Source organism: Qipengyuania sp. BR81-2 (assembly GCF_055693895.1).
Genome location: NZ_CM146344.1, coordinates 2,547,678 through 2,572,197, shown reverse-complemented (window position 1 = coordinate 2,572,197; position 24,520 = coordinate 2,547,678). Strand labels below are relative to the sequence as shown.

Sequence of the window (24,520 nt, the reverse complement as noted above, 5' to 3'; positions counted from 1 at the left end):
CTCAGCGAGTGATCTCGTCCGACAATATACCGACGCCCATCGCGTAGTAGTTCGAGCAATTGTACTCGAGGATCGCGCGGTAATTGCTCGTCAACAGATAGGCGTTCGTGCCAGGCCCGTCAGGCTGGAACAGCGTCACGAGCGTATTCTCGGACAAGGGGATTTGGGGCTGGATGCCCTGCGAGCGCCATTCCGCGACGGTCTTGTAAACGCTGTGACGCTCGTGGACACGTACACAGCTTGGTGCGACGATCTTGGTGCGGTAGCGATCGACATCGAACCCGCTCGGAACATAGGCCCTGACACCCCACGGCTCGCCTTCGCGCCAGCCCGCATCGCGCAGATAGTTCGCGATCGATGCGAGGGCATCGACCGGATCGTTCATGATGTCGGCACGGCCATCGCCATTACCGTCCGCGGCGAGGCGCAGGTACACGCTCGGCAGGAACTGCGGATTTCCGAAAGCCCCGGCCCAGCTGCCCTTGAGCTCGTTGCGGGAATACCCCTTGTCGGCGACCTGCATCAGGGCGACAAATTCGGACGAGAAGAGTTCGCGCCTGCGGCCCTCCCATGCGAGCGTCGCTAGCGCCTGCGAAAGGTCGAAGCCGCCCTTCACATTGCCGTAAGCCGTTTCCTTGCCCCAGATGGCCACCAGAATTTCCGCCGGGACGCCGTATTCGCGCTCGATGCGGGCAAGGTCGCTGCGATACCTAGCATAGGCGCGCCTGCCCCCGTTGATGCGGGCATCGTCGACGAGCCGTGCAACGTAGGGTGCGAGCGGCGGGTAACCGCTACTGGTCGGAGTGCCGGGTTGGCTCTGGTCGAGTTCGATGACGCGCCGGTTCGGCGTAAGGCCATCGGTCATGCGCTGGATGGTCGCTTCGCTGACACCTGCCGCCCGCGATCGTGCAATCAGCAGCTGCAGATAGGCATCGAAGGACATGTCCTGTGCCGATGCAGGCAGCGGCGGGAGAGCGAGAAGGCTGGCGAGGCCGAGAGCGAAAAGGCGCGAAAACTTCATGCGGTATTCCTCGCATGGGAAAGCTGAACGGTAAATGGCACTTTTGCCATACGCGTCGGAATTGAAACAGTTTCGGGAAGACAGGTCCGGGCTTCAGGCCTTTGGGCGTGACAACCTGCACGCAGCGCGCTAGCGGCCTTGGTGCTCGCGGACAGGTGGCAGAGCGGTTGAATGCACCGGTCTTGAAAACCGGCAAGGGTGCAAGCCCTTCGTGGGTTCGAATCCCACCCTGTCCGCCAGCCTATCCTTGCTGCTTCGGATTGACGAGGCTCTGCGCCCTCCTGGTGGCGCGAGGGTAATCCTCCGGCGATACGCTCGACTGGTTCTTCAAGGCGATATGATCCTCGACGAGGCCGCCATCCGCGGTGCTCTCGGCTTCCTCTTCGATGCCTTGAGGTTCGTCCTTGATCTCGTATTCCATTGCGTTTCTCCTCATCGGATCAACGCTTTGAGGACTTTTCGGCGCCTGCAGTTGCGGCCAAGTGAGCGACTGGCGCGCTGGAATGTCAGGTAGAGATGCGATACCGGGCGAGCGCCTCGTAATCCTCGCGGCATTCCTTCGCGACTTTGAGATATTCGCCGTCCAGCTTGGGGAGCTCACCCGGCGATGCGCCGAAGCCAGTCGAGGCATTCACACGGTCGTACCAATGTGTGCCCCAGACACCGTCTTCGGGATGCGGGCCTTCTTCCCAGGCGAGCATTGCCGGATCCCAGTCAATTTCCAGTGCTTCGCAAAGCCTGGTGAGGACACCTTCAGGATCGGCGAGAATATCGTCGGAATCGACCACCGGCGGCACTGTACCGCTGCGCTCGCATTCGAATTCGAAATAGCTTCGCATCTGCGCGAAGCCGAGCATCTCGGCCCGCCGCAATTCGTTCTTCTTGCGATAGCTTGCCACCACGCGCTCCGGTGCACGGATAAGGAAGGCGTGGAGGTGATCGCCGAAGGCCGCAATCGAGACCGGACCGACCATATGGTGAGGCATATGCTTCTGATACCAGACCGGCTCACCGCTGGGAGCATCGCCCGACTGCTGCCGGAGCACGGTGTGCCAGTCGCAATCCATGCTCTCGATCGTCTCGCGCGCCAGGGGGTGCGGCTCGCCGGTCGCCTTCAGGAACGCGCCATAGAAGGGTTCATCGGATACCGCGCAGTCGGTCCGCGACCCGAAACTACGCATCATGGCAGTCGAAATGTTGCGCGGCCCAGACCACATGGCGATCCGGATCGTCACGGGCGCGCCCTCTGCCCGACATCGCGCGACAGACGATCGAGATACAGGACCTGGAGACGCTCCACCATGCGGCCCCTGCTCTCCCCGAGTACACGGCCGTCGACCGACCCGACCGGAGCCACCCCGGCGAAGGTGCCGGTCGTGAAGGCTTCCTCCGCACCATAGACGTGTGTGAGTGAGAAGTTCCGCTCGCGAACGGTGATTCCCGCTTCCCGAGCGATCTCGATAACGACACCGCGCGTAATCCCGTCGAGGCAATAATCGCCGCTCGAGGTCCAGATCTCTCCGTCTTTCACGATAAAGAAGTGGGTCGAATTGCAGGTAGCAACAAAGCCGTGTGGGTCGAGCATCAAACCCTCGTCTGCACCGGCCTGTGCTGCCTGGATGCAGGCGGTGATGCAGTTGAGCTTGCTGTGCGAATTGAGCATCGGGTCCTGCACGTCGGGATAACCCCTGCGCACATGGACCGTGGCAAGCTTCAGCATCCGTGTCGCGGTTTCGGGAGCGGGCTCTTTCCACTCGGGGATCAGGACGATCGTCGCCGGAGTGACTACCACGCGCGGGTCCTGGTATGGTGTCGAGCGAATGCCGCGCGTCACCATGAGGCGGATATGCACCCCGTCCCCGCGCATGCAATTGGCGTCGAGCACGGCGTAGAGCCGGCGCTCCATTTCCTCTCGGGTGATGCCGATGTCCATGTGGATGGCCTTGGCACCGCGCCACAGCCGGTCGAGGTGACGGTCTAGGAATGCCAGCCTGCCATCGTGCAACCGGATGCCTTCCCATACGCCGTCACCAAGCATGAAGCCGCTGTCGAAAACGCTGATCTTCGCATCAGGGCGCGGCACATGCTCGCCATTGATGTCGATAATGACCTGTTCGTTGCGCTCGTCGGGGACGTAAAGATGGGTACCCTGCGTCATGAGCCCCTCTTCAGGATTTCGTCCATCTGTTCGCGCAGGACCGGGTCCCACTCCTTGCGCAATTCCTTGACCTTTTCGATCAGCGGCTCGTTCTCGTGATAGGGAATGTCGGGGTCATAGAGATCGGCGACTACCGGCATGAACCGGCGGTCCATCTCCTCCCATGCGCCCATCGCCGCCTGTGCCTGCTGTCGGTCCATGCCCAGAGCCTCGTAAGCCGAGCGGCCCATCCTGAGACTGCTGTCGTAAGTCTCGCGGACGATATCTCGGCAGCCGTATGACCACAATTCGTAGACGTGATTGCGATCGATCGCGCGCGCGGTCACGTGGACCTTCGGGTGATGTTTCAGGACATACTTCACGAGTCCGTCGATCTGCTCGCGTTCGTCGAGGGCGACGACGATCAGTTTCGCCTTGTCGATCCCGGCTGAATGCAACAAGTCGGGTCTCGTGGCGTCACCGAAGTAGGTGCGGAAACCGAATTTGCGCACGATTTCCAGTTGCTTGCTGTCGTAGTCGATAACGGTCGTCGGGAAACCGGCGGCCTGGATCATGCGGTCGATAATGCCGCCGACGCGGCCACGCCCTGCGATAATGACCGGGTTCTCCTCCTCGATCGTATCCGCTTCTCTCTCGTCATCGACGCAATAGGCGTGCGCGATGACCTTATCGTAGAGGATGAAGAGCAGAGGTGTGACGAGCATCGTGAGCGCGACGATGAGCAACAGCAAGTCCGCCAGCGCTTCGGGCAGAACTGCATTGCCTACGGCGAATGCGATCAGAACGAAGGCGAATTCCCCGGCTTGGGGGAGACTCAGGCAAAAGAGCCAGAGGGCCTGACGGCGCAAACCGTAGAGCCAGCCGACGAGCAGCAGGACGAGGAACTTCGCCGCGATTGTTACCGCAGCCCAGAAGACGACGTCACGCCACATCTCGCTGGCGAGGACGAAGTCGATCCCTGCCCCGACGGTGATGAAGAACAGGCCCAGAAGCAGGCCCTTGAAGGGATTGATGTCGCTTTCGAGCTCGTGCCGGTATTCGCTGGTCGCGAGGACCACGCCGGCAACGAAGGCGCCAAGTGCGGGCGACAGGCCCACCAGCGACATCAGCAGGGCAATGCCGATCACCACCCCTAGCGCAGCTGCAGTGAACAGTTCGCGCAGATTGGCGCCTGCGATGTAGCGGAACAGCGGACGGATCGCGAAGATGCCAATGGCGATGACCGCTGCAACAGCAGCAATCCGAGAAAGGGCTGCAAGCCAGACGGGCATGCTCGCCGTCAGATCCAGACCCCCGTGTCCGTGGCCGCCCCCATGATCGCCGCTCGCACCGTAGAGTTCGGGCATCGCGAGCAAGGGCAGCAGCGCAAGCATCGGGATGACCGCGACGTCCTGCACCAGCAATACCGAGAAGCTGGCCTCGCCGCCTTCACTGCGCATGAGGTTCTTCTCGGTCAGGGTCTGCACGATGATCGCGGTCGAAGACAGCGCGAGAACCATGCCGATCGCAAGAGCGGTCTGCCACGGGTTGCTGTCGAGAAGGGCAATACCGGTGATCGCCAGCGTCGTGAGGAGGACCTGCCCTCCCCCTAGTCCCAACAGCTTGCCGCGCATAGCCCACAGCCTGCGCGGCTCCATTTCGAGACCGATGATGAAGAGCATCATCACCACGCCGAATTCGGCGAAAACCTGCAGAGCCTCGACATCAACGTCCAGCGCAAGCAGAACCGGGCTGATCGCCATGCCGGCGAGCAGGTACCCGAGAACCGACCCGAGTCCGAAGCGGCTTGCCAGCGGGACCGCGACGATCCCCGCCACGAGGATGAGGAAAGCGAGGATCAGGAAACTGGTCATCGCTATCCCCTAACCCGGCGTGTCAGATGTGCAAGGCGCGGCCGTAGCTCGCAAGCACGCTCTCGTGCATGCTCTCGCTGATGGTCGGGTGCGGGAAGACAGTGTTCATCAGCTCCGCTTCGGTCGTCTCCAGCGTCTTGCCGACTACGAAGCCCTGGATCATCTCGGTAACTTCAGCACCGACCATGTGCGCGCCGAGAAGCTCGCCGGTCTTCGCATCGAACACGGTCTTTACGAAGCCTTCCGCCTCGCCCAGCGCGATGGCCTTCCCGTTGCCGATGAAGGGGAACGTGCCTGCCTTCACCTGGTGGCCGGCCTCCTTGGCCTTCTCCTCGGTCAGGCCGACCGACGCGATCTGCGGGTGGCAGTAGGTGCAGCCCGGGATGTTGCCGCGGTCGAGCGGATGCGGGTGGACGTCCTTGTTGCCCAATTCCTTGGCGATTGCCTCGGCAGTGGTGACACCCTCGTGGCTCGCCTTGTGCGCTAGCCAGGGGCCGGGCGTGCAGTCGCCGATGGCCCAGAGGCCTTTGGACTTGGTACGGCCATAGTCGTCGATCTGGATGAAGCCGCGGTCCATTTCGGTCAGCTTTTCCAGACCCACGTTCTCGGTGTTCGGCACGATGCCGATGGCAGTGATGCAGTGAGTGAACTCGGTCTCGGAGACCTTGCCGTCCTTGGCCTTGATCTTGGCCTTTACACCCTTGTCCGAGACCTTGATGTCCTCGACACCCGCGCCGGTCATGATGGTCATGCCCTGCTTGGTCAGGCTCTTCTCGAGGAAGGCGGAGACGTCCTTGTCTTCCACAGGCACGATCCGGTCGAGCATTTCGACGACGGTCACGTCGCAGCCCATGTCGTTGTAGAAGCTGGCGAACTCGATGCCGATCGCGCCCGAACCGATGACGAGAAGCTTCTTGGGCATTTCGGGCGGGGTCATCGCATGGCGATAGGTCCACACGCGCTTCCCGTCGGCCGGTGCGAAAGGCAGGTCACGGGCGCGCGCGCCGGTGGCGACGATCACGTGCTTGGCGGTGAGCTTCTCCTCGCCCTTCTCGCCTTTCACGGTGAGGCTGGTCGGGCCCGTCAGCGTGCCCTCGCCCATGTGGACCGTGATCTTGTTCTTCTTCATCAGGTGCGTGACGCCCTGATTGAGCTGCTTGGCCACCCCGCGACTGCGCTTCACCACGGCGTCGAGATCGGCCTCGATCTCGCCAGCGATCTTGAGGCCATAATCGCTCGCATGCTGCGCATAGTGCAGGATCTCCGCCGAGCGCAGCAGCGCCTTGGTCGGGATACAACCCCAGTTGAGGCAGATGCCGCCGAGCAGCTCGCGTTCGACGATGGCGGTCTTCAGGCCCAGCTGAGCGCAGCGGATGGCAGCGACATAGCCGCCGGGTCCGGAGCCGAGAACGATGACGTCGTAATTGGTAGCCATTTGGATTTAGCCTTCGGTTGGTCCGACAGGATGGAACGGATGGAACACGGTCCTGGCGTTAAAAAGCGCGCTCGGGCCGCAAGGGGAAACGGAATAGGTATTCGGATGCGGGATGGCGGCGCTGCTCATGCGATCACCATGCCATCGGAGGCGGTGTGTAGGACAGCGCTCATGCCCAGCGCTCGCCTACCGCGCGGGGGCGATTGTTCTCGTCGAGCAGCACGAATTTGAACGTGCCCTGCGCCACCTTGGTCTCGGCCTCGCCGTTGCGCTCGCGAGCAATCGCCTCGGCAGTGATAGTGAGTGAGGTGTTTCCGGTGGCGGCGATATCGCAATAGACCGACAGCTCGTCACCAACCTGCATCGCTCCAGGGAAGGCGAAATCCGTCGCCGAGACAACTACGGCCTTACCCCTGCCCTCACGGCTCGCGAGCGAGCCTGCTCCAAGCGCCATCTGGCTCATCAGCCACCCGCCAAATACGCCGCCATAGGGATTGGTGTCGACGGGCATGGCGGTGACGCGGATAAAGGGCTCGCGTGCGCTCATCGGCGGTCCGTCCTCAGGCGCAGATAATCGTCACGGACCCAGCCCGAACTGCAGGGGCCCTCATATTCGCGCACGTCCGGAACCGAGGAAGAGGTGCCGCAATCGAGCTCGGGGTCATCCTGCGGTGCATAGACAATCCCGACCCAGCCGCCGGTATTCTGGCACATCGAAACGATGGCTCCGAGCGAGAGCTGGTCGACTTCCGCCGCGCTGTTTGCAGGCGCCTCGCGCACAGAGAGGAAGCTGTCCTCGCCGGCGCGAATATTGACGACTTCGCCGAAGCTCGGACAGGCGGCAAAGCGCGGCCCGTTGAACCCGATGCTGACCGGACGCTCGGAGATCTGCGAGCCGCGATCGAGCGGCGTCGGCGGGGAATCGTCACGCTCGGCTTCCTGCGCACAGGCAGCGACAAGAAGTGCTGCAGTAGCAACGGCAAATCGCTTCGGCATGGCAGGACTAGACATTGCCGTTCTCGCGCATTGGGCGAAGGATCCAGAACCAGCCGAGCACGGCGTAGGTCAATGCGGCCATGACGCTCGGGAGGCCGAAGAACAGGATGCCGAAACTGCCAGCGATCCAGTAGGCGGAGAGCAGCAGCATCACGCAGACGAGCAGGACGGTGATTGCGAGGGTCTCGACCGACCGGGCCAGTTGCCGACCTGAAAATGCGACGACCAGCGTCGCTACAGGAAAGCCGATCAGCAGCGTTGCAACGAGTGCCGGACCGAACATCTTTACGATCTCGTCGAAACCGGGACCGCTGTCGCCGGACAGGAGGCCGAAGGCCGTCAGCCACGCAGCCAAGGCCGCGGCCACGCTGATTACAAGGAGTTTGGGGATGTGGCGGGCGATCAAACCACCAGCCCCATCGGGTTCTCCACCAGCTGCTGGAAGGCCTGCATGAACTGTGCGCCGTCCGCGCCGTCGATGGCGCGGTGGTCGAAGCTGCCGGTGGCGCTCATCACGGTGGCGACGCCAAGTGCGCCGTCGATCACGTAGGGACGCTGTTCGCCCGCGCCGACCGCGAGGATCATCGCCTGCGGCGGATTGATCACCGCGTCGAACTGCTTGGTGCCGAACATGCCGAGGTTCGAGAGCGAGGCGGTGCCGCCCTGGAATTCATGTGGCTGCAGCTTGCCGTCGCGCGCCTTGCCCGCAAGTTCCTTCATCTCGGTGCTGATCTGCGCGAGGCCCTTGCGGCCTGCGTCGCGAATGATCGGCGTGATCAGGCCCGAAGGCGCCGCGACTGCGACCGAAATATCTTCGCGCGTGTACTGGTAGAGTTCGTCGCCCTGGAAGCTGACATTGCACAGCGGCACGCGCTGCAGCGCACGGGCCTGCGCCTTGATGAGCAGGTCGTTCACCGACAGCTTGATGCCGTCCGCCTCGAGGCTCTTGTTGAGCTCGCTGCGCAGCTTGAGCAGCGCGTCGAGGCGCACGTCCACGGTGAGGTAGATATGCGGAATGGTCTGCTTGGCCTCGGTAAGGCGACGCGCGATGACCTTGCGGACATTGTTGAGCTTCTGCGCTTCGTAGGGCGCATCGAGATCGCCGCCCATGGTAGCGGGCTTCGCGGGAGCGGGTGCAGGTGCGGCAGCTTCCTTCGCAGGTACAGCGCCGGGCTTCGCATCCTCGACATCGGCCTTCACGATGCGGCCGCCCGGACCTGAACCGGTGATGGTGGACAGGTCGAGACCCTTCTGCTCCGCAATGCGGCGAGCGAGCGGCGAAGCTTTGATGCGATTGCCATCGTCGCTTTTCGCAGCGGCGGGTGCCGGAGCCGGTGCAGACGCAGGCGCGGGAGCGGGAGCTGGAGCAGCCTCTTCCTTCGCTTCGGCCGGAGCTGGTGCGGGAGCCGCATCGCCAGCAGGTGCAGCAGCGGCTGCTTCCTCGAGATCTTCGCCTTCTTCGGCGAGCATGGCGATGACCGTGCCGACCTTCACGCCCTCGGTGCCTTCCTCGACCGCGATCGAGGCGATCACGCCTTCATCGACGGCTTCGAATTCCATCGTCGCCTTGTCGGTTTCGATCTCGGCCATGATGTCACCGGCGGAAACCGTGTCACCCGGCTTCACCAGCCATTTGGCGAGCGTGCCCTCTTCCATGGTGGGCGACAGTGCGGGCATCTTGATCGGCGTGGGCATGTTCTGACGTTACGTCCTCGCTGGGGAGAGTGTTTTGCAGGTCTCTGGCCAATTTGGCCCGCCCTAGCAAGGTCCTTGCGCAGAATACGAATTAGCGGGTAGCCCTTGGCGCAAAGAGGGAGCGGGATCTTTGAGAATATATCTGGTCGTAATGGACGAAACCGAGGAAGCGAAGCTTGCCCTGCGCTTTGCCTCGCTGCGTGCGATGAAGACCGGTGGTTCGGTGCATATCCTCGCATTGGTACCGCAGCAGACCTTCAACGCATTCGGGGGCGTACAGGCGACGATCGAGCAGGAAGCCCGCGAACGCGCCGAGGTTATGGCCAACAACGCTGCCGGCAATATTTTCGGCGAAATGGGCAAGATGCCCGTCATCACCGTCAAACCCGGTTCACCCGCCGAAGTTATCCGCAAGTATATCGAGGATCACGGCTCGATCGCCGCACTCGTGTTGAGCACGGCCAAGGAAGGCGGGAAGAACCCGCTGGTTAGCCACTTCGCAGTGCATGCGAATGCCCTTCCTTGCCCGGTCTATATCGTGCCCGGCAATCTCACCCGCGAGCAGTTGGACGAGTTGGCCTGACCGATCAGGTCAGCGTGCCGCGCGTCGGGTAATCGTTCTCGAGGGTAAAAGTAAGGCCGCTCAACAGGTCGTCGAGATCGGGGCGCGTGAACGGCGCATTCTGGACCACTGCGAAGTGAAGCGTGCCGTCGGGCTTCACGAGGAAGAGGCCCGGTTCGCTGAACGTATCGGGCTCGCCACTACCTTCGCGCTTTTCCGAGATGAAGAGACCCCATTCGCGCGCCGTATCCTCGCTCATCGAATGAGCGAGCGGTAGGTCGCCCGTGTCCCATTCCTCGTGAGAGACCGCGGCGCGTTCGGGGCTGTCCATCGAGACGGCGAAGACATTGATGCCCTTCTGGGTGAACTTGCCCAGCTTGCTGCCGAGTTCCTCGAGGTACTTCTTGCAGATCGGGCAGTGCTTGCCGCGATAGAAGACGAGCATGGTGAAGGCATCGGGGCTCTGCTTCGCCAGTTCGAAACGCGCATCGATGGTCAGCGGTAGGTCGAGTTCGGGGACAGCTTTTCCGGGTACGAGCATGGGGGTTTCTCCTTTGACCCATCAATGGAAATCCCCCTCGCCCGTTCCTCCTACTTCTTCTTGCGTCCCTGGTGCCGGATGTTGCCCGGACGCCCTCGCTTGCCCTTTGCATGTGACTGGCGCGGGGCGCCCTTACCTTTCTGGAAGTGCTGTTTCTTGGGCGGGGGCCGGAAACCGCGCTTCTCGATACCTGAGCCGTCGCTGTCGGGCACTTCGAATTTGAGCGCACCGGTCAGCGGGTTCGCCTCGGCGAGCTTGAGCTTGAGCCTGTCGCCGACGGCATAGGTCTTGCCGCTGTCCTCGCCGGTTAGCTCCTGCGCGCCTTCATCGTAGCGGAAATACTCGCGGCCCAGCGTGGAGACCGGGACCAGCCCGTCGCCGCCGAGGTTCTCGATGGTCGCGAAGAAGCCGAAGCCCTGGACGCCCGTTATGCGCGTATCGAATGTCTCGCCAACACGGCCGGACAGCCAGGCTGCGACATAGCGGTCGATCGTGTCGCGCTCTGCTTCCATTGCGCGGCGCTCGGTCTGGCTGATTGCGTCGGTGATCTGGTTGAGAGCCGTGCGATCGCGGTCCGATAGGCCCGAACTCTCGGGGATCTTTCCCTTCGGCTTGGGCTGTTCGAGCTTGTAGGAATCGACCAACGCGCGGTGCACCAGAAGGTCGGCATAGCGGCGGATCGGCGAGGTGAAGTGGGCATAGCTGCCCAGTGCGAGGCCGAAGTGACCGGCGTTTGCCGGCCCGTAGTAAGCCTGCGTCTGGCTGCGCAGGACCGCCTCCATAATCAGTGCCTTTTCAGCAGGATCCGAGATGTCCTTGAGCATCCGGTTGAAGATTCCGGGGGTAATCACCTGGCCCATCGCGAAGGGGCGGCCCTGGCTTGCGAGGTATTCCTTGAACGCCATCAGCTTTTCGCGGCTCGGCGTCTCGTGGACGCGGTAAACCACCGGAGCTGCCTTTTCCTCGAGCGCCTTTGCCGCCGCGACATTGGCAGCGATCATGAAGTCTTCGACCACGCGATGCGCATCGAGGCGTTCGCGCACGGCGATTTCCTCGATCTGACCCTCGTCATTAAGGCGGACCTGTCGCTCGGGCAGTTCCAGATCGAGCGGGTCGCGCGCCTGCCGTGCCTCGAAGAGGAGTTTCCATGCTCCCCAAAGGTCCTTGAGCACATCGTCCGCGCTGCCATCGTCGATGGCCTTCTGTGCGTCCTCATAGGCAATATTGGCGGCAAGCCGCACGATTGCCCTGGTGAAACGCCACTTGGTGACCTTGCCCTCGGGCGAGATATGCAGGTGGCAGGCCATGGCCGCACGGTCCTCGTGCTCGACCAGCGAGCAGACATCTGCGGACAGGATTTCCGGCAGCATCGGTACGACGCGGTCGGGGAAATAGACCGAGTTTCCGCGCTTCCTCGCTTCCTTGTCGAGTGCGCCGCCCGGACGGACGTAAAAGCTGACGTCGGCAATCGCGACAATCGCATTGTAGCCGCCCTTCCCGTCGGGTTCGGCCCAGATGGCATCATCGTGGTCGCGAGCATCCGCGGGATCGATGGCGAGGATCGGCATATCGCGCAGGTCCTCGCGCTTTTCCTCGCTCAGCGGGAGTTCGGCGACATGCTGCGCTTCGTCGAGCGCTTCCTGCGGGAAGATGTGCGGAATGCCGTGCTTCGCGATGGCGATCAGGCTGAAGCTCTTTGGAGCGAGCGGATCGCCGATGACCTCGACCACCTTCACCTTTGCACGAGGCGACTTGCCCATGGGCTCGGCCAGCACGAGGTCGCCCTCGTTCGCTTCGCCCAGATCGCCGATGGGGGATGAATTGCGGACGCGCTTGTCGACCGGTGCAAGCCAGGGCTTTCCGCCGCCGTCGAACTCGACGACACCCATCAGGCCCTCGGTGCGGGCAGGCAGCTTCTTCATCGGGTGGGCAATCCACCCCTTCCCGCGCTCTTCGGTACGCGCGAGGAAGCGATCGCCGCGCTTGAGCGCTGCAACCTTCTTGCTTTCCTTCACGACCAGGCGCGGCGGCTTGTCCTTGCTGTCGGGGTCCCAGTTTTCGGGGACGGCAATCGGTTCGCCGTCCTCGATCTCGACGACCTTGAGCACGGTCACCTTCGGCACGCCGCCCATGCGGTGATAGGCGGTCTTCCTGCCGTCGATCAGGCCTTCTTCGGCCATGTCCTTGAGGCGCTTCTTCAGCGCGATCTTTTCCTGCCCCTTGATGCCGAAGGCCTTGGCGATTTCTCGCTTGCCTGCGGGTCGGTCGGAGCTCTGGATGAATTCGAGTATTTGCGTTTTTGAGGGCAGCCCCTGCGGCCGCCCTGTTCTGTTCTGTTTTTTCATTGCCGCCATATGGGGATGGCGGGAGCGCATGTCACGCCTTGGCGATCAATATGCCTTGGCAAGGAGCACGCGTTCGGTCGCGGGCGCGCCGGTAAAGATGCACTCGCCGTCAACGGGCGCGGTATCCATCGGCACGTTGCGGATGGTGAGCTTGTGCTCCTTGAGGCGTTCGACAACCTTCTCCAGTGCATCGCCGGTGGGCTTCGACCACTGCACCTCGACCCAGCCGGGATAGCGCGAGGAAGAGAAGAACTTCTCGACCTCTTCGAAGCTGGTCACGCCGCGGGTGATGTTCGCTTCGCGACGCTCGGCCGCTTCGGTGAGGAAAGCGGACTGCATGTCGGCGAGGATATCGGGGACAGTCTGCCCGGCGACTTCGCGCGTCGGAGTCTGGAAAGCGGGCTTGCCGTTTTCCTCGTTCCAAAGCCTGTCGCGGCGCAGCAAGCTGACGACGCCGTTTTCCATGTCGCGGCCACCGACTTCGATGATGATCGGGGCGCCCTTGCGGACATAGTCCCAGCGCTTGGCCGCAGCCTTGCCCGGACGGGTGTCCAGTAGGACGCGCAGCGGTTCGCCAAGGACGTGCTGGCTCGCAAGCGTAGCACGCAGGGCCTCGCAATAGTCGATCAGCGCCTCGTCTTCGGGCTTGTCGCGCAGCATCGGAAGGATCACGACCTGCTGCGGAGCGATCTTGGGCGGCAAGCGCAGGCCGTCGTCATCGCCATGCGTCATGATGACGCCGCCGACCATGCGGGTCGAAACACCCCAGCTGGTCGTATGGCAGAGACTCTCGCTGCCTTCCTTGTTCTGGAACTTGATGCCCGAGGCCTTGGCGAAGTTGGTGCCGAGATAGTGGCTGGTGCCGGCCTGCAGCGCCTTGCCGTCCTGCATCATGGCCTCGATCGACCAGGTTTCGACTGCACCGGGGAAGCGCTCGTTCTCCGGCTTCTCGCCGGGGATCACGGCCAGCGCGAGATCTTCGTCCGCAAAGGCGCGGTAAACCTCGAGCATGGTGAGCGTGTGCTCCTTGGCTTCAACCTCGTCCGCATGGGCGGTGTGGCCTTCCTGCCAGAGGAATTCGCTGGTGCGCAGGAACATGCGGGTGCGCATTTCCCAGCGCACGACGTTTGCCCACTGGTTGAGCTTCAGCGGAAGGTCGCGCCAGCTCTGCACCCAGCGCGCCATGGCATCGCCGATGATTGTTTCCGAGGTCGGACGAACGACCAGCGGTTCTTCGAGCTTGGCTTCGGGATCGGGGATCAGGCCGCCATCGGGCCCAGCAATCAGGCGGTGGTGCGTGACGACCGCCATTTCCTTGGCGAAACCTTCGACATGCTCGGCTTCGCGCTCGAAATTGGAGAGCGGGATGAAGATCGGGAAATAGGCGTTCGAATGGCCGGTGGCCTTGATCCGGTCATCGAGCAGGCGCTGCATGCGCTCCCAGATACCATAGCCCCACGGCCGGATGACCATGCAGCCACGAACTCCCGATTCCTCGGCCATTTCGGCTGCGGAGATGACTTCCTGGTACCAGGCGGCGAAGTCGTCGGCGCGCTTGGTGTTCAATGCATGGCGGATCTGGGCCACGGAGCGATTCTCACTTCAAAGTTGGATTTGCGCCCGCCCCTAGCGTGTCGCGCGAAGCGGGTCGACTACTTGCTCAGCTCGTCGAGCTTCTTCTGCATGGCAGCCATCTGCTGGCGCATCTGTGCCAGTTCGTCGTCGGCTGCCTTCTTCGTCGCATCCGCGCCCTTGCGCGTAACGGGAATGAAGGCCTCCGCGGCGTTCTGCATCATCTTGAAGTTGGCCTCGGCCATCTTGGCGAGCGGGTTTGCCTCGATACCCTTGGCAAAGGCTGCCTGCAGCTGTTCGCGGTTCTTGCGGAAGTTCGCCATGCTTGCTTCGAGATAGCTCGGCATCATCGACTGCATCGAATTGCCGTACATGCTGATCAGGTCGCGCAGGAAGCTGACCGGCAGCATCTGCTGGCCGCCCTGGCTCTCTTCCTCGACGATGATCTGCGTGAGGATCGTATGGGTGATGTCGTCACCGCTCTTCGCGTCGAGGACCTGAAAGTCGACATTTTCGCGGACCATCTTCGCCAGATCGTCGAGCGTGATGTAGCTCGAAGTATCGGTATTGTAGAGACGCCGGTTGGCGTACTTCTTGATGATGATCGGTTCGCCATCGGCGGTCCGCTTTGCCATATTTTCGCTCTCCCCAAGCGTGCGTTGTTTGTGCAATGCGATGGTGCTTAGCACCTGCACAATGTGCAGCGCAACATGAACTGATCAACGTTGGAACCGGTGTCCCAGAACGGTAAGCAATTCGTATTGCGATAGAGAGGTTTGCTGCGCAGCATCGGGGAGGTGATAGGGCAGTTCGACCCAGTCGCCCTCGGCAATATCGGGCGCTTCGGCAAGGTCGATTACGATCATGTCCATCGACACTTTTCCGAGGATGGGAAGCGATGCATTGCCCCGCTGGAAGGATGCTCCAGACCATGCTCGCAGGATGCCATCTGCATAGCCGAGCGAGAGCACGCCCACGCGCATGTCCTCAGGCGCGGTGAAGGTCGCATTGTAGCCGACCGTGTCGCCCGCTGAGAGTTCGCGCACCTGGATCACGGCGGCATAGGGATAGGCGACCTGCAGTATCTCACCGGCAAGTTCAGGCCGCGGTACGCCACCGTAAAGTGCAAGTCCCGGCCGCGTGAGGTCGAAATGGTACGCCTCGCCCAAGGCAATGCCCGCACTATTGGCAAGGCTTGCCTCGCGGTGTGTGACAGCGCCGCGCGCCTCGTTGAAATCGGCCAGCTGCTCAGCATTCATGTCGCTGTCTTCGTCGGCACATGCGAGATGGCTAAGGAGTACCTGCACATCGAGCGATTGGATCACCGGATCGCCGATATTCTTGCGCGCGACTCCGAGCCGGTTGATCCCGCTGTCGACCATCAGGTGGCAGGGCCCTCCCCCACCCTCCTTCCAGAGGCGTGCCTGGTGGAGGGAATCGATCACGGGGATGGCGCCGGTCTCCTTAGCGAAGGCGACCTCCGCCTCGTTGATCGGGCCATGCAGCACCGCAAGCTGTTCGGGCGGAACGTGCTCGAGAACTGCCGGCACTTCGCTCCAGTGCGCGACGAAGAAGTCGCGGCACCCCGCATCGCGCAAGGTCGGCACACAGTGTTCCACTCCGAGGCCGTAACAATCAGCTTTGACCGCAGCACCAGCTCTTGCCTTGTCCGACAACCGGTCGAGTGCCCGCCAGTTATCCGCGAGCGCGGTGCGGTCGATGCGTAGCTTGAGCGTAGGCGGCGGGGTCAGTGTCACGGGGTTACAGGCGAGACGGGCGGAGCTTCACCCGAATCCTCGAAATCCGTCGGCGGACCGCTCGGCAGGCCCCACCATGCGATGACGACACCGAATGCCACCACGACCCAGGTGTACCAGAGGCCGGAATAGATATTGCCGGTGCTCGCCACGATGACGCCCGCGATCAGCGGCAGGAAGCCGCCGAGATAGCCCGCGCCTATGTGATAGGGAATCGACATGGAGCTGTAACGGATGCGGGCCGGGAACATTTCCGACAGAAGTGCGGCGACCGAACCATAGGTCAGGGCCGAAAGCATCCCGAGGCCGAGCAGAACCGCCACGATGCCGAGGATATTGGCGAATGCCGGCTGCTGTTTGCTGAAGTCGAAGCCGTATTTGCTGAGCGCCCCGCGAATTCCGTCGCGGCGGGCCGCACCGTCTTCGAACCACACAGGATCGATCGCGATCGCTTCTCCGCCCGCGGCGAGCTGCAGTTCGCTGCCTTCTGTCAGTTCGTAAGGAACGCCAGAGGCGGTGAGCGTCTCGAGGATCTTGCCGCAATCGCTTTGCTCGCGGTCGAACAGGTCCGCGAAGGGATCGGTGGTGCATACGGGTCCCGAGACAGTGATTGGCGTTCTCTCGGCAGCTTCGGACAGCGCCGGATTGGCAAGACTCCCAAGCGTCCAGAAGGCCGGGAATAGCAGCGCGAGCGTCGCCACGGCACCGATGATGATCGGCTTCTTGCGTCCGACCGAATCGGACCATTTCCCGATCAGAATATAGAAGGTCATGGCGATCAGTCCGGAAACGAACAGGATAAGCTCGACCGTGAGATCGTCGACATGCATTGGGCCGCGAAGGAAGCTCATGCCGCTGAAGAATGCCGTGTACCAGATCGTGGTCAGAATGCCCGTCACACCGAACAGCGCGACGAAAATACGCTTCTTGTTACCCGGGTAGGTAAAGCTTTCGACGAAGGGATTATGCGCGGTCTCGCCCGCCTCCTTCATCGCCTGGAAGACGGGGCTTTCGGACAGTTTCAGGCGCATCCACAGCGAAATGCCGAGCAGGATGATCGACAGCAGGAACGGCACGCGCCAGCCCCATGACACAAAATCATCTTCCGGGATGAGGAAACGGCACGCCAGCACGACGGCGATCGAGAGGACAAAGCCGCCCGCAACACTCGCCTGGATGAAGCTGGTGTAAAACCCGCGCTTTTCAGGCGGAGCATGCTCGGCGACATAGATCGCCGCGCCGCCGTATTCGCCGCCCAGCGCGAGGCCCTGAAGCACGCGCAGGATGATGACGATAATGGGGGCTGCAATGCCGATAGTGGCCACTGTCGGAATGAGGCCCACTCCTGCCGTGGCGATGCCCATCAAGGTCACGGTCACGAGGAATGTATATTTCCTGCCCAATCTGTCCCCGAGGAAGCCGAAGAGGATCGCACCGATCGGGCGGAAAGCGAAGCCGACCGCGAAGGTCGACCAGACGAGGAGCAGCCCGAGGGTCTCGTTATCTACGTCGTAAAAGGCATCCTTCAGGATGTAGGCCAGCGTGCCGTAGATGAAGAAGTCGTACCACTCGAATACGGTGCCTGCGCTACTGGCGCCGATGACGAGCTTGATTTCCTTCTCGCTCGGCTCGCGCTGCGTGACCGTTTTACCGCCTGCCATGAAACTCCCGCTCCCCTCTCTCCGGTAGGTTGGGTGCGGTTTAGCGAGGGGGCGACGCCTTGGAAAGCGCATCAATCGCGGCTCTCCACGGCAAGAGTATTGCGCCATGCCGCCCGGGATACGCGCGGGCAGCCTCAAGCATCGCGACATCTGGCCAAGTGGGCGTATCGCCCTCGCCCGCAAGCCAATCGATGATTTCCGCAAGTGCCGTCTGGATCTCCGCGCCGTCATTCCCGCGAACGTGCCGGGCAAAGATCGCGGCGGAGGCCTGTCCTACGGCACAGGCAGTCACTTTCAGGCCGAGGTTCTCGAAACCCTCATCCGAAGAAATTCGGATGGTACTACCGCAGCTGCGCGAATGCGCTTCTCCGATTAGTAGCGCGGCGGGGTCGAAAGGATAGGAGGCCAGCTCGACGGCAAGCGCCAGCAGGGCCGGAGAATAAAGCGCGCCGCCCGGGGGGCTTGTCACTCTGCTTCTGCTTCCGCTTCGGCCTCGGCCTCTTCCCCGCGCAGCGCAGCGCGCCTCTGGGCGAGGACTTCGACCAGCGAGCGGGAGCCACCATCGACCAATTCATAGCTCTGCGCGGTCGTGATCCACACCGGACGGCCGCGGTAATCCCATACGCGGTCATAGCCGAGCACGAGGAGCGAAAATCCGACGACGACAATCACGAAACCCTTGAGGGCACCGAAGCCGAAACCGAGCACGCGGTCGATCGGGCCGAGGACGGAATTGCGCGAAGCTTTCCCGACATTATTCGCAATGACCTTCATTGCCGCGTAGGGGATGAGCAGGAGCATGACGAAGGCCATGACCGAAGTTGCGATACTCGCCCCGATCACGTCCTGCATCGCGATGGTTAGCGGCGTGTGGAGATAGCGGATGGCGAAAGCTGCGAGGATCCATGCGCCGAGCGACAGGATCTCCTGCAGAAATCCCCGCAGGAAGCCACCGATCGCAGCAATCGCCACGATAAACAGTACGATGAAATCGAAACCCGTCATAAAACCCTATTAACCCCTCAGGGTTGGGGCTTTATTAACTGCTCATCACCCGGTCAACGAGGTTGGCCAGTTGTCCCAAGCCCGAATATTGCAGTTCTGCCGAAGCGTTCTTCGTGTCGGACGGGCCGAAACCCTTTTCAAATCCGAGCTTTGCTGCTTCTTTCAGCCTAATTCCGCCATGGGCGACCGGGCGGACTTCACCGGCAAGGCTGACTTCGCCGAGCCAGACGCTGCGATCCGGCAAGGGTTTGTCCGCGAGCGCGCTGACCAATGCCGCAGCCACTGCGAGATCCGCAGCAGGATCGGACAGGCGATAACCCCCTGCCACGTTGAGGTAGACTTCCGCCGAGCTGAACGAGAGGCCGCAGCGCGACTCCAGCACGGCTAGCAGCATGGCAAGCCGACCATTATCCCAACCGACGACAGCACGGCGCGGCGTCGCACCCGATTGCAGTTTCACGATAAGTGCCTGGATCTCTACCAGCACCGGCCGGGTTCCTTCCATGGCCGGGAATACGGCGCTTCCTGCCATCGGCTGCTCTCGCCCGGACAGAAACAGCATGGATGGATTCTCGACCTCTTCGAGGCCGTCGCCCGCCATCGCGAATACACCGATCTCGTCAACTGCGCCGAAGCGGTTCTTGAGCGCGCGCAGGATGCGGTACTGATGGCTGCGTTCGCCCTCGAAGCTCATGACGACATCGACCATGTGTTCAAGCACGCGCGGCCCGGCGATATTGCCGTCCTTGGTCACGTGGCCGACGAGCACCAGCGCGACGCCGTTTTCCTTGGCGTAACGGATCAGTTCGAAGGCGCAGCCGCGAACCTGGCTCACCGTTCCGGGAGCACCCTCGATCGTGTCGGAGTGCATGGTCTGGATGGAATCGATCACCAACAGCTTGGGCATCTCCATGCTGCCGAGCGTCGTAAGAATGTCCCGCACACCGGTTGCCGCAGCGAGCTTTACCGGCGCATCCGAAAGGCCGAGCCGCGCCGCACGCATCCGGACCTGGCCTGCCGCTTCCTCGCCGCTCACATAGACGACGCCGTGCCCTTCGCGCGCAACCTTGGCTGCGGCCTGCAGCAGCAGCGTCGATTTGCCGATCCCCGGATCGCCGCCCATGAGGATGGCGCTGCCCGGCACGAGCCCGCCGCCGAGAGCGCGGTCGAATTCCGCCAGGCCGGTTTTCTGGCGGATAGGAACCTCACCAGGCTTGTCGAGATCGACGAACTCCACCGCCCTGCCCCCACTCGACAAGTCGTGCTTGAGCGAGAACACCGTTGCAGGCGCATCCTCGGCAAGGGTGTTCCATTCCGCGCAGTCGGCGCATTGGCCCTGCCAGCGGTGAGATACCGACCCACAGGCCTGACAGACATAGCGTTTCTTCGGTTTCGCCATGCCAATTCACTAACAGAACATTTGAGGAACGCAATTGCCTTTGCCGCGCAACTGTGCACAACGAATAGCGATGCGGCAGAAGGAACTGAGGATCGCGCTGGTCTGCTACGGCGGGGTAAGCCTGGCGGTCTATATGCACGGGGTCATGCGCGAGTTGTGGCAATTGGCCCGCGCTAGCCGCGATTTCCACGCAGGACACGAAGCGCGCGACGGGATACACCAGGTCTATCTCGATCTCCTGAAGCATCTGGAGGAGCATGGCGGACCGCGGCTTCGCGTGCTGCCGGACATCTGCAGTGGTGCCAGCGCAGGCGGTATCAACGCGGTTTTCCTCGCGCAGGCCATCTACTCAGGGCAGAGCCTCGAGCCGCTGACCGACCTCTGGCTCGAAGTGGCGGATGTGGACGAGCTCACCCATCCCGATGCCAAGATCCGCTGGGCGGGCGGCAAGTTCTGGGCGCAACCGTTTGCAAGCTGGCTGCTAAGCCGGCCGGGCACCGAAATCGCGACCGAGGTTGCTCCCGAAACGCGTAGCGAGGTGCGCCGCAAGGTATCGCACCTCATCCGTGGTCGATGGTTCGAACCGCCCTTCTCGGGCTTCGGCTTTTCGAGCTTGCTCGAGCGCGCATTCGCAGCGATGGAGCAGACCGAAAAGGAGGAGCCGCTCCTGCCGCCGGGCCATCCGCTCGACCTATTCGTCACCGCGACCGACTTCTTCGGCCATCTCGAGCTACTCAAACTGAACAGCCCGCCGGTGGTCGAGGATAGCGAGCACCGCATGCCCATTTCATTCAGGCGCAAGACGCCGATTGCCGGGGGCGAAAACCTCGCCGACCCGATGGAGCTTGTCTTCGCTGCGAGGGCAACAGCCAGCTTCCCTGGCGCATTTCCGCCGCTACAGGTGAACGAGATCGATCGGCTTGCGGAAAGCACCGGCCGTGCGTGGCATAGCCGGGATGAATTCCTCGACCGGATCATGCCGGTCCATGTCATGCGCGACAATGTCGAGAGCGTTTCGCTGATCGACGGCTCGGTTCTAGTGAACAAGCCTTTTGGCGGCGCAATGGCGGCGCTGCAAGGTCGACCTGCCCAGCGCGAGGTCGACCGCCGTTTCGTCTATGTCGACCCGCGGCCCGACAGGTTCGGTGAACGGCACGCGCGGTCCCGGCACGAAGTGGGGTTCTTCTCCGCGATCTTCGGTTCGCTTTCGACCATCCCGCGCGAACAACCGATCCGCGACAACCTCGAACAGCTCGAGGAACAGAGCCGCGAGGCTGCACGCCTGTCGCGTATCGTCAGCGCATTGCGCCCTGAGGTGGAGCGGACGGTCGAAAAGCTGTTCGGCTACACGCTGTTCCTCGATAATCCTACGCCAAAGCGGCTCAAGGCATGGCGACAGAAGGCCCAGCAGGCAGCGGCGGAACAAGCGGGATACGCCTTCCATTCCTATGCGCAGGCGAAACTGAGCGGGATCGTTATCCGCCTCGCGAAGCTGACCTGGGAAGCGGCCCCTGCGTTACACCTGTCCGATCACATCCCGATCGAGCACGTGCTGCGCGAGGAACTCCGGTATCGCGGACTCGATGTCCTCGTCGGACCGAAGGGCGGCGCAACACCCGACGCGATCCGTTTCTTCCGCGAACACGATATCGGCTTTCGCATCCGGCGCTTGAGGCTCCTCGCCCGCAGGCTGGCCCGCGATTGGGAAGCCGACCCGGACATTCCCGATGACGCGCTCGAGAAGGGCCGAGATGCGATCTACAAGATCCTCGCGCTCTATTTCGAGAAGGAGAGCCTCGCCTCGCTGGGGGACGATTTCCCGGCCCTCGCGGAAAACGTGCTCGTCGATCCCTCTGGCGTGCTCGACCATATCGAGGCGCGGCGGCTCCTGCCCAACGAAGACGACCATGCGGAAGAAATGCTCGCCGAGGCTCTGGCGGACATGCCCGATCACCTGAGGCGGCGCATGCTTTTCGCCTATCTCGGCTTCCCGTTTTACGACGTCGCGACGCTTCCCCTGCTGCGCAACGAGGGCCTTACGGAGTTCGATCCAGTCAAGGTGGACAGGATCAGCCCCGACGACGCGCGCAGCATCCGCGAAGGCGGCACGCGCGCGACGTTGCGCGGTATCGAATTCTATAACTTCGGCGCTTTCTTCAGCCGCTCGTACCGTGAGAACGATTACCTGTGGGGCCGTCTCCACGGAGCCGAGCGGATGATCGACCTGGTTTGCTCGACGTTGGACACACCTATGGCCGAAGGAACCTGCAGGGCGTTCAAGCGCGATGCCTTCCTCGCCATTCTCGACGAGGAGGCACAGGCACAACGCTGTGATCCAGGCATGCTCGACGGCATCCGCGCCGAAGTGCTCGACCGGATGCGCTGAAGTCTATTTGGCCTGGTCGAGGCTGGTGTAGATCGCGGTCACGAACTGGTCGGGCCCGATGAAACCTTCGCCCCTGTTGAACCCGGCGAGCGGTTTTGCGGCCACCGCTTCTTCGACGGAATTGCCGGCATCGCGCAGTGCCCTTACTCGCGACACCGCGTCGCCCATCATCGCACGATAGGCGACGAGTTCGGCCTTGTTCGACATCGGGCCGTGGCCGGGGATGACCTTGGTCTCGTCGTCGATCATGCGGATGACAGCGTCGAGCGAGTTCATCGCATGGATGACATTCCCGCCGGAACCTGTGTCGATGTAGGGATAGCCCGGAATCTTGAAGTAAAGATCGCCCATGTGGACGACATTGCTTTTGGTCCAGTGAACCACGCTGTCGCCATCGGTATGGCCACCGCCGACGAACATTACGTCGACACGCTCGCCGTTGAGATGGAAGCTGACACCCTGTTCGTATGTGACGACAGGTAGCGCCGCCTCGGGTGCCGGCGGGATGGGTCGCTCGCCCTCGCGCCCTTTTGCGAGGCGCGTTCGCACATTGTGATGGGCGAAGATGAGAGCGCCCTTCTCACCGAGGTTCTCGTTCCCTCCGGTGTGATCGCCATGCCAATGCGTGTTGACGACGAAGCGCACGGGCGTCGCGCCAAGGTCGGCAATCGCCGTCTCGATCTTTTGCGTGAGCGGTGCGAACTGGTCGTCGATGAGGACCGTACCGTCTTCGCCGTGGCTGACGCCGATGTTTCCGCCGGCCCCGTAAAGCACCGCAATCCCGGGAGCGAGTTCCTCGGTGGTGATCTCGACTTCGCTGAAGTCGCGCTGCGCAGCGGCCGGCGCGCCAAGCGCCATAAGCACAGTGCCTGCTGCAATTACCTTGAAATGCATTCCTCTTCCCCTTTCGCGTCAATCGCTAGTCGGGGAAGCCTTCGCTGTCGAGCGCTGCCCGGTTACCCTCCGAAGGCGGTTTTAAGCTTGTCGAAGAAGCCGCGGCTCTCGGGACATTCGTCGCCGGTCTCGGTGGCGCGGAACTGTTCGAGCAGTTCGCGCTGTTCCTTGCTGAGCTTGGTCGGCGTCTCGACGGCGATCTCGACCACCATGTCGCCGCGACCGCGCCCCTGAAGCACAGGCATGCCAGCGCCGCGCTGGCGCAGCTGCTTGCCCGACTGGATGCCGGCCGGAATTTCGAGGGTCAGCTCTTCGCCATCGAGGCCCGGAATCTCGATCGAACCGCCGAGCGCGGCCTTGGTGAAGCTGATAGGCACACGCGTGGCGAGTGTCGTGCCCTCGCGCTGGAAGATCGCGTGCTGCTTCACGTGGACGAAGATGTAGAGGTCACCCGCTGGTGCGCCGCGCGGTCCCGCCTCGCCCTTGCCCGACAGGCGGATGCGCGTGCCGGTATCGACGCCCGGTGGGATATCGACCTCGAGCTTCTGCGGGACGTCAACGCGCCCTTCGCCGCGGCAATCGCGGCACGGGCTAGTGATGATCTCGCCGGCGCCATGGCAATTGGGGCACGGGCGTTCGACGACGAAAAAGCCCTGCTTCGCGCGGACATTGCCCTGCCCGCCGCACAGGTTGCAGGTCCGCGCCCGCGTTCCGGGCGTCGCGCCCGAACCGTGGCAGGTATCGCAGGCCTTGCTGACCTCGATTTCGATCTCGCTCGACTTGCCATGGAAGGCCTCTTCCAGGCCTATTTCCATATCGTAGCGCAGGTCCGCACCACGCCGCGGACGTGCGCGGCCGCCCGCGCCACCGAAGGCAGAGCCGAAAATGGTCTCGAAGATATCGCCGATATCGCCGAAATCGGCATTGCCGTGACCGCCGCCGGGCCCGCCGTTCTGGAATGCGGCATGGCCATACTGATCGTAGGCCGCGCGCTTCTGCGGGTCCTTCAGGCAATCATAGGCGACACTGATCGCTTTGAACTTGGCTTCGCTCTCGGTGCAGCCCGGGTTCTTGTCCGGGTGATGCTTCATCGCGAGCTTGCGATAGGCGCTCTTGATGGTAGCGCCATCGGCGTTGCGGCTCACGCCAAGCAGTTCGTAAAAATCGACTTCGGTAGCTGACATGCTGTCCCCCGCCCAAAACCTAGCCCCCACCGGCGCGGATTTGCACCGGTGGGGGC

At 62.5% G+C, this 24,520-nt stretch carries 23 protein-coding genes and 1 tRNA gene; 3 read left to right on the top strand and 21 right to left on the bottom strand.

Features of this window, described 5'->3' with window-relative positions; translation table 11 throughout:
* Nucleotide 1 precedes the first annotated feature (1 nt).
* The gene (locus tag ACZ1G8_RS13005) at nt 2-1,021 is read right to left on the bottom strand and encodes a lytic murein transglycosylase (RefSeq protein WP_472679757.1); all 1,020 of its coding nucleotides are present in this window, start codon (nt 1,019-1,021) and stop codon (nt 2-4) included.
* Between the two features lie 149 nt (nt 1,022-1,170).
* On the opposite strand from ACZ1G8_RS13005, the gene ACZ1G8_RS13000 reads away from it, so the two are divergent.
* Nucleotides 1,171-1,260, top strand: a tRNA-Ser gene (locus ACZ1G8_RS13000).
* Between the two features lie 2 nt (nt 1,261-1,262).
* Here ACZ1G8_RS13000 and ACZ1G8_RS12995 read toward each other — a convergent pair.
* From ACZ1G8_RS12995 to ACZ1G8_RS12955, 9 genes are all read right to left on the bottom strand, one after another.
* Entirely contained in the window at nt 1,263-1,442 is a 180-nt protein-coding gene (locus ACZ1G8_RS12995) for a hypothetical protein (RefSeq protein WP_472679756.1), read from the bottom strand.
* 85 nt (nt 1,443-1,527) lie between these two features.
* Nucleotides 1,528-2,256 (bottom strand): sulfotransferase-like domain-containing protein, encoded by a 729-nt coding sequence (locus ACZ1G8_RS12990; RefSeq protein WP_472679755.1) that lies wholly within the window; start codon nt 2,254-2,256, stop codon nt 1,528-1,530.
* Nucleotides 2,253-3,179, bottom strand: coding sequence for an aminotransferase class IV (locus ACZ1G8_RS12985; RefSeq protein WP_472679754.1), 927 nt, complete (start codon nt 3,177-3,179; stop codon nt 2,253-2,255). The genes ACZ1G8_RS12990 and ACZ1G8_RS12985 overlap by 4 nt, the downstream gene beginning before the upstream one ends.
* Complete coding sequence (locus ACZ1G8_RS12980) at nt 3,176-5,032, bottom strand: cation:proton antiporter domain-containing protein (RefSeq protein ID WP_472679753.1); 1,857 nt, start codon at nt 5,030-5,032, stop codon at nt 3,176-3,178. Before ACZ1G8_RS12980 ends, ACZ1G8_RS12985 begins: the two co-directional genes overlap by 4 nt.
* A 22-nt stretch (nt 5,033-5,054) precedes the next feature.
* Entirely contained in the window at nt 5,055-6,467 is a 1,413-nt protein-coding gene (gene lpdA, locus ACZ1G8_RS12975; protein ID WP_472679752.1) for a dihydrolipoyl dehydrogenase, read from the bottom strand.
* A gap of 169 nt (nt 6,468-6,636) precedes the next feature.
* Nucleotides 6,637-7,014 (bottom strand): acyl-CoA thioesterase, encoded by a 378-nt coding sequence (locus tag ACZ1G8_RS12970; protein WP_472679751.1) that lies wholly within the window; start codon nt 7,012-7,014, stop codon nt 6,637-6,639.
* Nucleotides 7,011-7,463: a hypothetical protein gene (locus ACZ1G8_RS12965; RefSeq protein ID WP_472679750.1), complete on the bottom strand. Its 453-nt coding sequence runs from the start codon at nt 7,461-7,463 to the stop codon at nt 7,011-7,013. Before ACZ1G8_RS12965 ends, ACZ1G8_RS12970 begins: the two co-directional genes overlap by 4 nt.
* 7 nt (nt 7,464-7,470) lie before the next feature.
* The gene (locus ACZ1G8_RS12960) at nt 7,471-7,830 is read right to left on the bottom strand and encodes a hypothetical protein (RefSeq protein ID WP_472679749.1); all 360 of its coding nucleotides are present in this window, start codon (nt 7,828-7,830) and stop codon (nt 7,471-7,473) included.
* A 35-nt stretch (nt 7,831-7,865) separates the two neighbouring features.
* Nucleotides 7,866-9,158 (bottom strand): pyruvate dehydrogenase complex dihydrolipoamide acetyltransferase, encoded by a 1,293-nt coding sequence (locus ACZ1G8_RS12955; RefSeq protein ID WP_472679748.1) that lies wholly within the window; start codon nt 9,156-9,158, stop codon nt 7,866-7,868.
* A 130-nt stretch (nt 9,159-9,288) separates the two neighbouring features.
* On the opposite strand from ACZ1G8_RS12955, the gene ACZ1G8_RS12950 reads away from it, so the two are divergent.
* Nucleotides 9,289-9,741: a universal stress protein gene (locus tag ACZ1G8_RS12950; RefSeq protein WP_472679747.1), complete on the top strand. Its 453-nt coding sequence runs from the start codon at nt 9,289-9,291 to the stop codon at nt 9,739-9,741.
* Nucleotides 9,742-9,745: 4 nt separating this feature from the next.
* On the opposite strand, the gene ACZ1G8_RS12945 is transcribed toward ACZ1G8_RS12950, so the two are convergent.
* The 9 genes from ACZ1G8_RS12945 to radA all read right to left on the bottom strand — a co-directional run bounded on the left by ACZ1G8_RS12945 (nt 9,746) and on the right by radA (nt 20,000).
* On the bottom strand, nt 9,746-10,261 hold the full coding sequence (locus ACZ1G8_RS12945; protein WP_472679746.1) for a peroxiredoxin-like family protein: 516 nt from the start codon (nt 10,259-10,261) through the stop codon (nt 9,746-9,748).
* Nucleotides 10,262-10,311: 50 nt separating this feature from the next.
* Nucleotides 10,312-12,615, bottom strand: coding sequence for a ribonuclease R (rnr, locus tag ACZ1G8_RS12940; RefSeq protein ID WP_472679745.1), 2,304 nt, complete (start codon nt 12,613-12,615; stop codon nt 10,312-10,314).
* 36 nt (nt 12,616-12,651) lie between these two features.
* Nucleotides 12,652-14,193: a proline--tRNA ligase gene (proS, locus tag ACZ1G8_RS12935; protein ID WP_472679744.1), complete on the bottom strand. Its 1,542-nt coding sequence runs from the start codon at nt 14,191-14,193 to the stop codon at nt 12,652-12,654.
* Nucleotides 14,194-14,258: 65 nt separating this feature from the next.
* Nucleotides 14,259-14,813, bottom strand: a complete 555-nt coding sequence (phaR, locus tag ACZ1G8_RS12930) for a polyhydroxyalkanoate synthesis repressor PhaR (protein ID WP_472679743.1) — start codon at nt 14,811-14,813, stop codon at nt 14,259-14,261.
* Between the two features lie 84 nt (nt 14,814-14,897).
* Nucleotides 14,898-15,935 carry an alanine racemase gene (alr, locus tag ACZ1G8_RS12925; RefSeq protein WP_472679742.1) on the bottom strand — a complete coding sequence of 346 codons (1,038 nt, stop codon included), beginning with the start codon at nt 15,933-15,935 and terminating at the stop codon, nt 14,898-14,900.
* Nucleotides 15,932-17,596 carry an MFS transporter gene (locus tag ACZ1G8_RS12920; RefSeq protein ID WP_472679741.1) on the bottom strand — a complete coding sequence of 555 codons (1,665 nt, stop codon included), beginning with the start codon at nt 17,594-17,596 and terminating at the stop codon, nt 15,932-15,934. Before ACZ1G8_RS12920 ends, alr begins: the two co-directional genes overlap by 4 nt.
* A 40-nt stretch (nt 17,597-17,636) precedes the next feature.
* Nucleotides 17,637-18,065 carry an iron-sulfur cluster assembly scaffold protein gene (locus ACZ1G8_RS12915; RefSeq protein ID WP_472679740.1) on the bottom strand — a complete coding sequence of 143 codons (429 nt, stop codon included), beginning with the start codon at nt 18,063-18,065 and terminating at the stop codon, nt 17,637-17,639.
* Nucleotides 18,062-18,601 (bottom strand): CvpA family protein, encoded by a 540-nt coding sequence (locus ACZ1G8_RS12910; RefSeq protein ID WP_472679739.1) that lies wholly within the window; start codon nt 18,599-18,601, stop codon nt 18,062-18,064. Before ACZ1G8_RS12910 ends, ACZ1G8_RS12915 begins: the two co-directional genes overlap by 4 nt.
* 34 nt (nt 18,602-18,635) lie before the next feature.
* The gene (gene radA / locus ACZ1G8_RS12905; RefSeq protein ID WP_472679738.1) at nt 18,636-20,000 is read right to left on the bottom strand and encodes a DNA repair protein RadA; all 1,365 of its coding nucleotides are present in this window, start codon (nt 19,998-20,000) and stop codon (nt 18,636-18,638) included.
* A 70-nt stretch (nt 20,001-20,070) separates the two neighbouring features.
* On the opposite strand from radA, the gene ACZ1G8_RS12900 reads away from it, so the two are divergent.
* The gene (locus ACZ1G8_RS12900) at nt 20,071-22,386 is read left to right on the top strand and encodes a patatin-like protein (RefSeq protein ID WP_472679737.1); all 2,316 of its coding nucleotides are present in this window, start codon (nt 20,071-20,073) and stop codon (nt 22,384-22,386) included.
* 3 nt (nt 22,387-22,389) lie between these two features.
* On the opposite strand, the gene ACZ1G8_RS12895 is transcribed toward ACZ1G8_RS12900, so the two are convergent.
* On the bottom strand, nt 22,390-23,280 hold the full coding sequence (locus ACZ1G8_RS12895) for an MBL fold metallo-hydrolase (RefSeq protein WP_472679736.1): 891 nt from the start codon (nt 23,278-23,280) through the stop codon (nt 22,390-22,392).
* A gap of 62 nt (nt 23,281-23,342) precedes the next feature.
* Nucleotides 23,343-24,464, bottom strand: coding sequence for a molecular chaperone DnaJ (dnaJ, locus tag ACZ1G8_RS12890; RefSeq protein ID WP_472679735.1), 1,122 nt, complete (start codon nt 24,462-24,464; stop codon nt 23,343-23,345).
* Between the last annotated feature and the right edge of the window lie 56 nt (nt 24,465-24,520).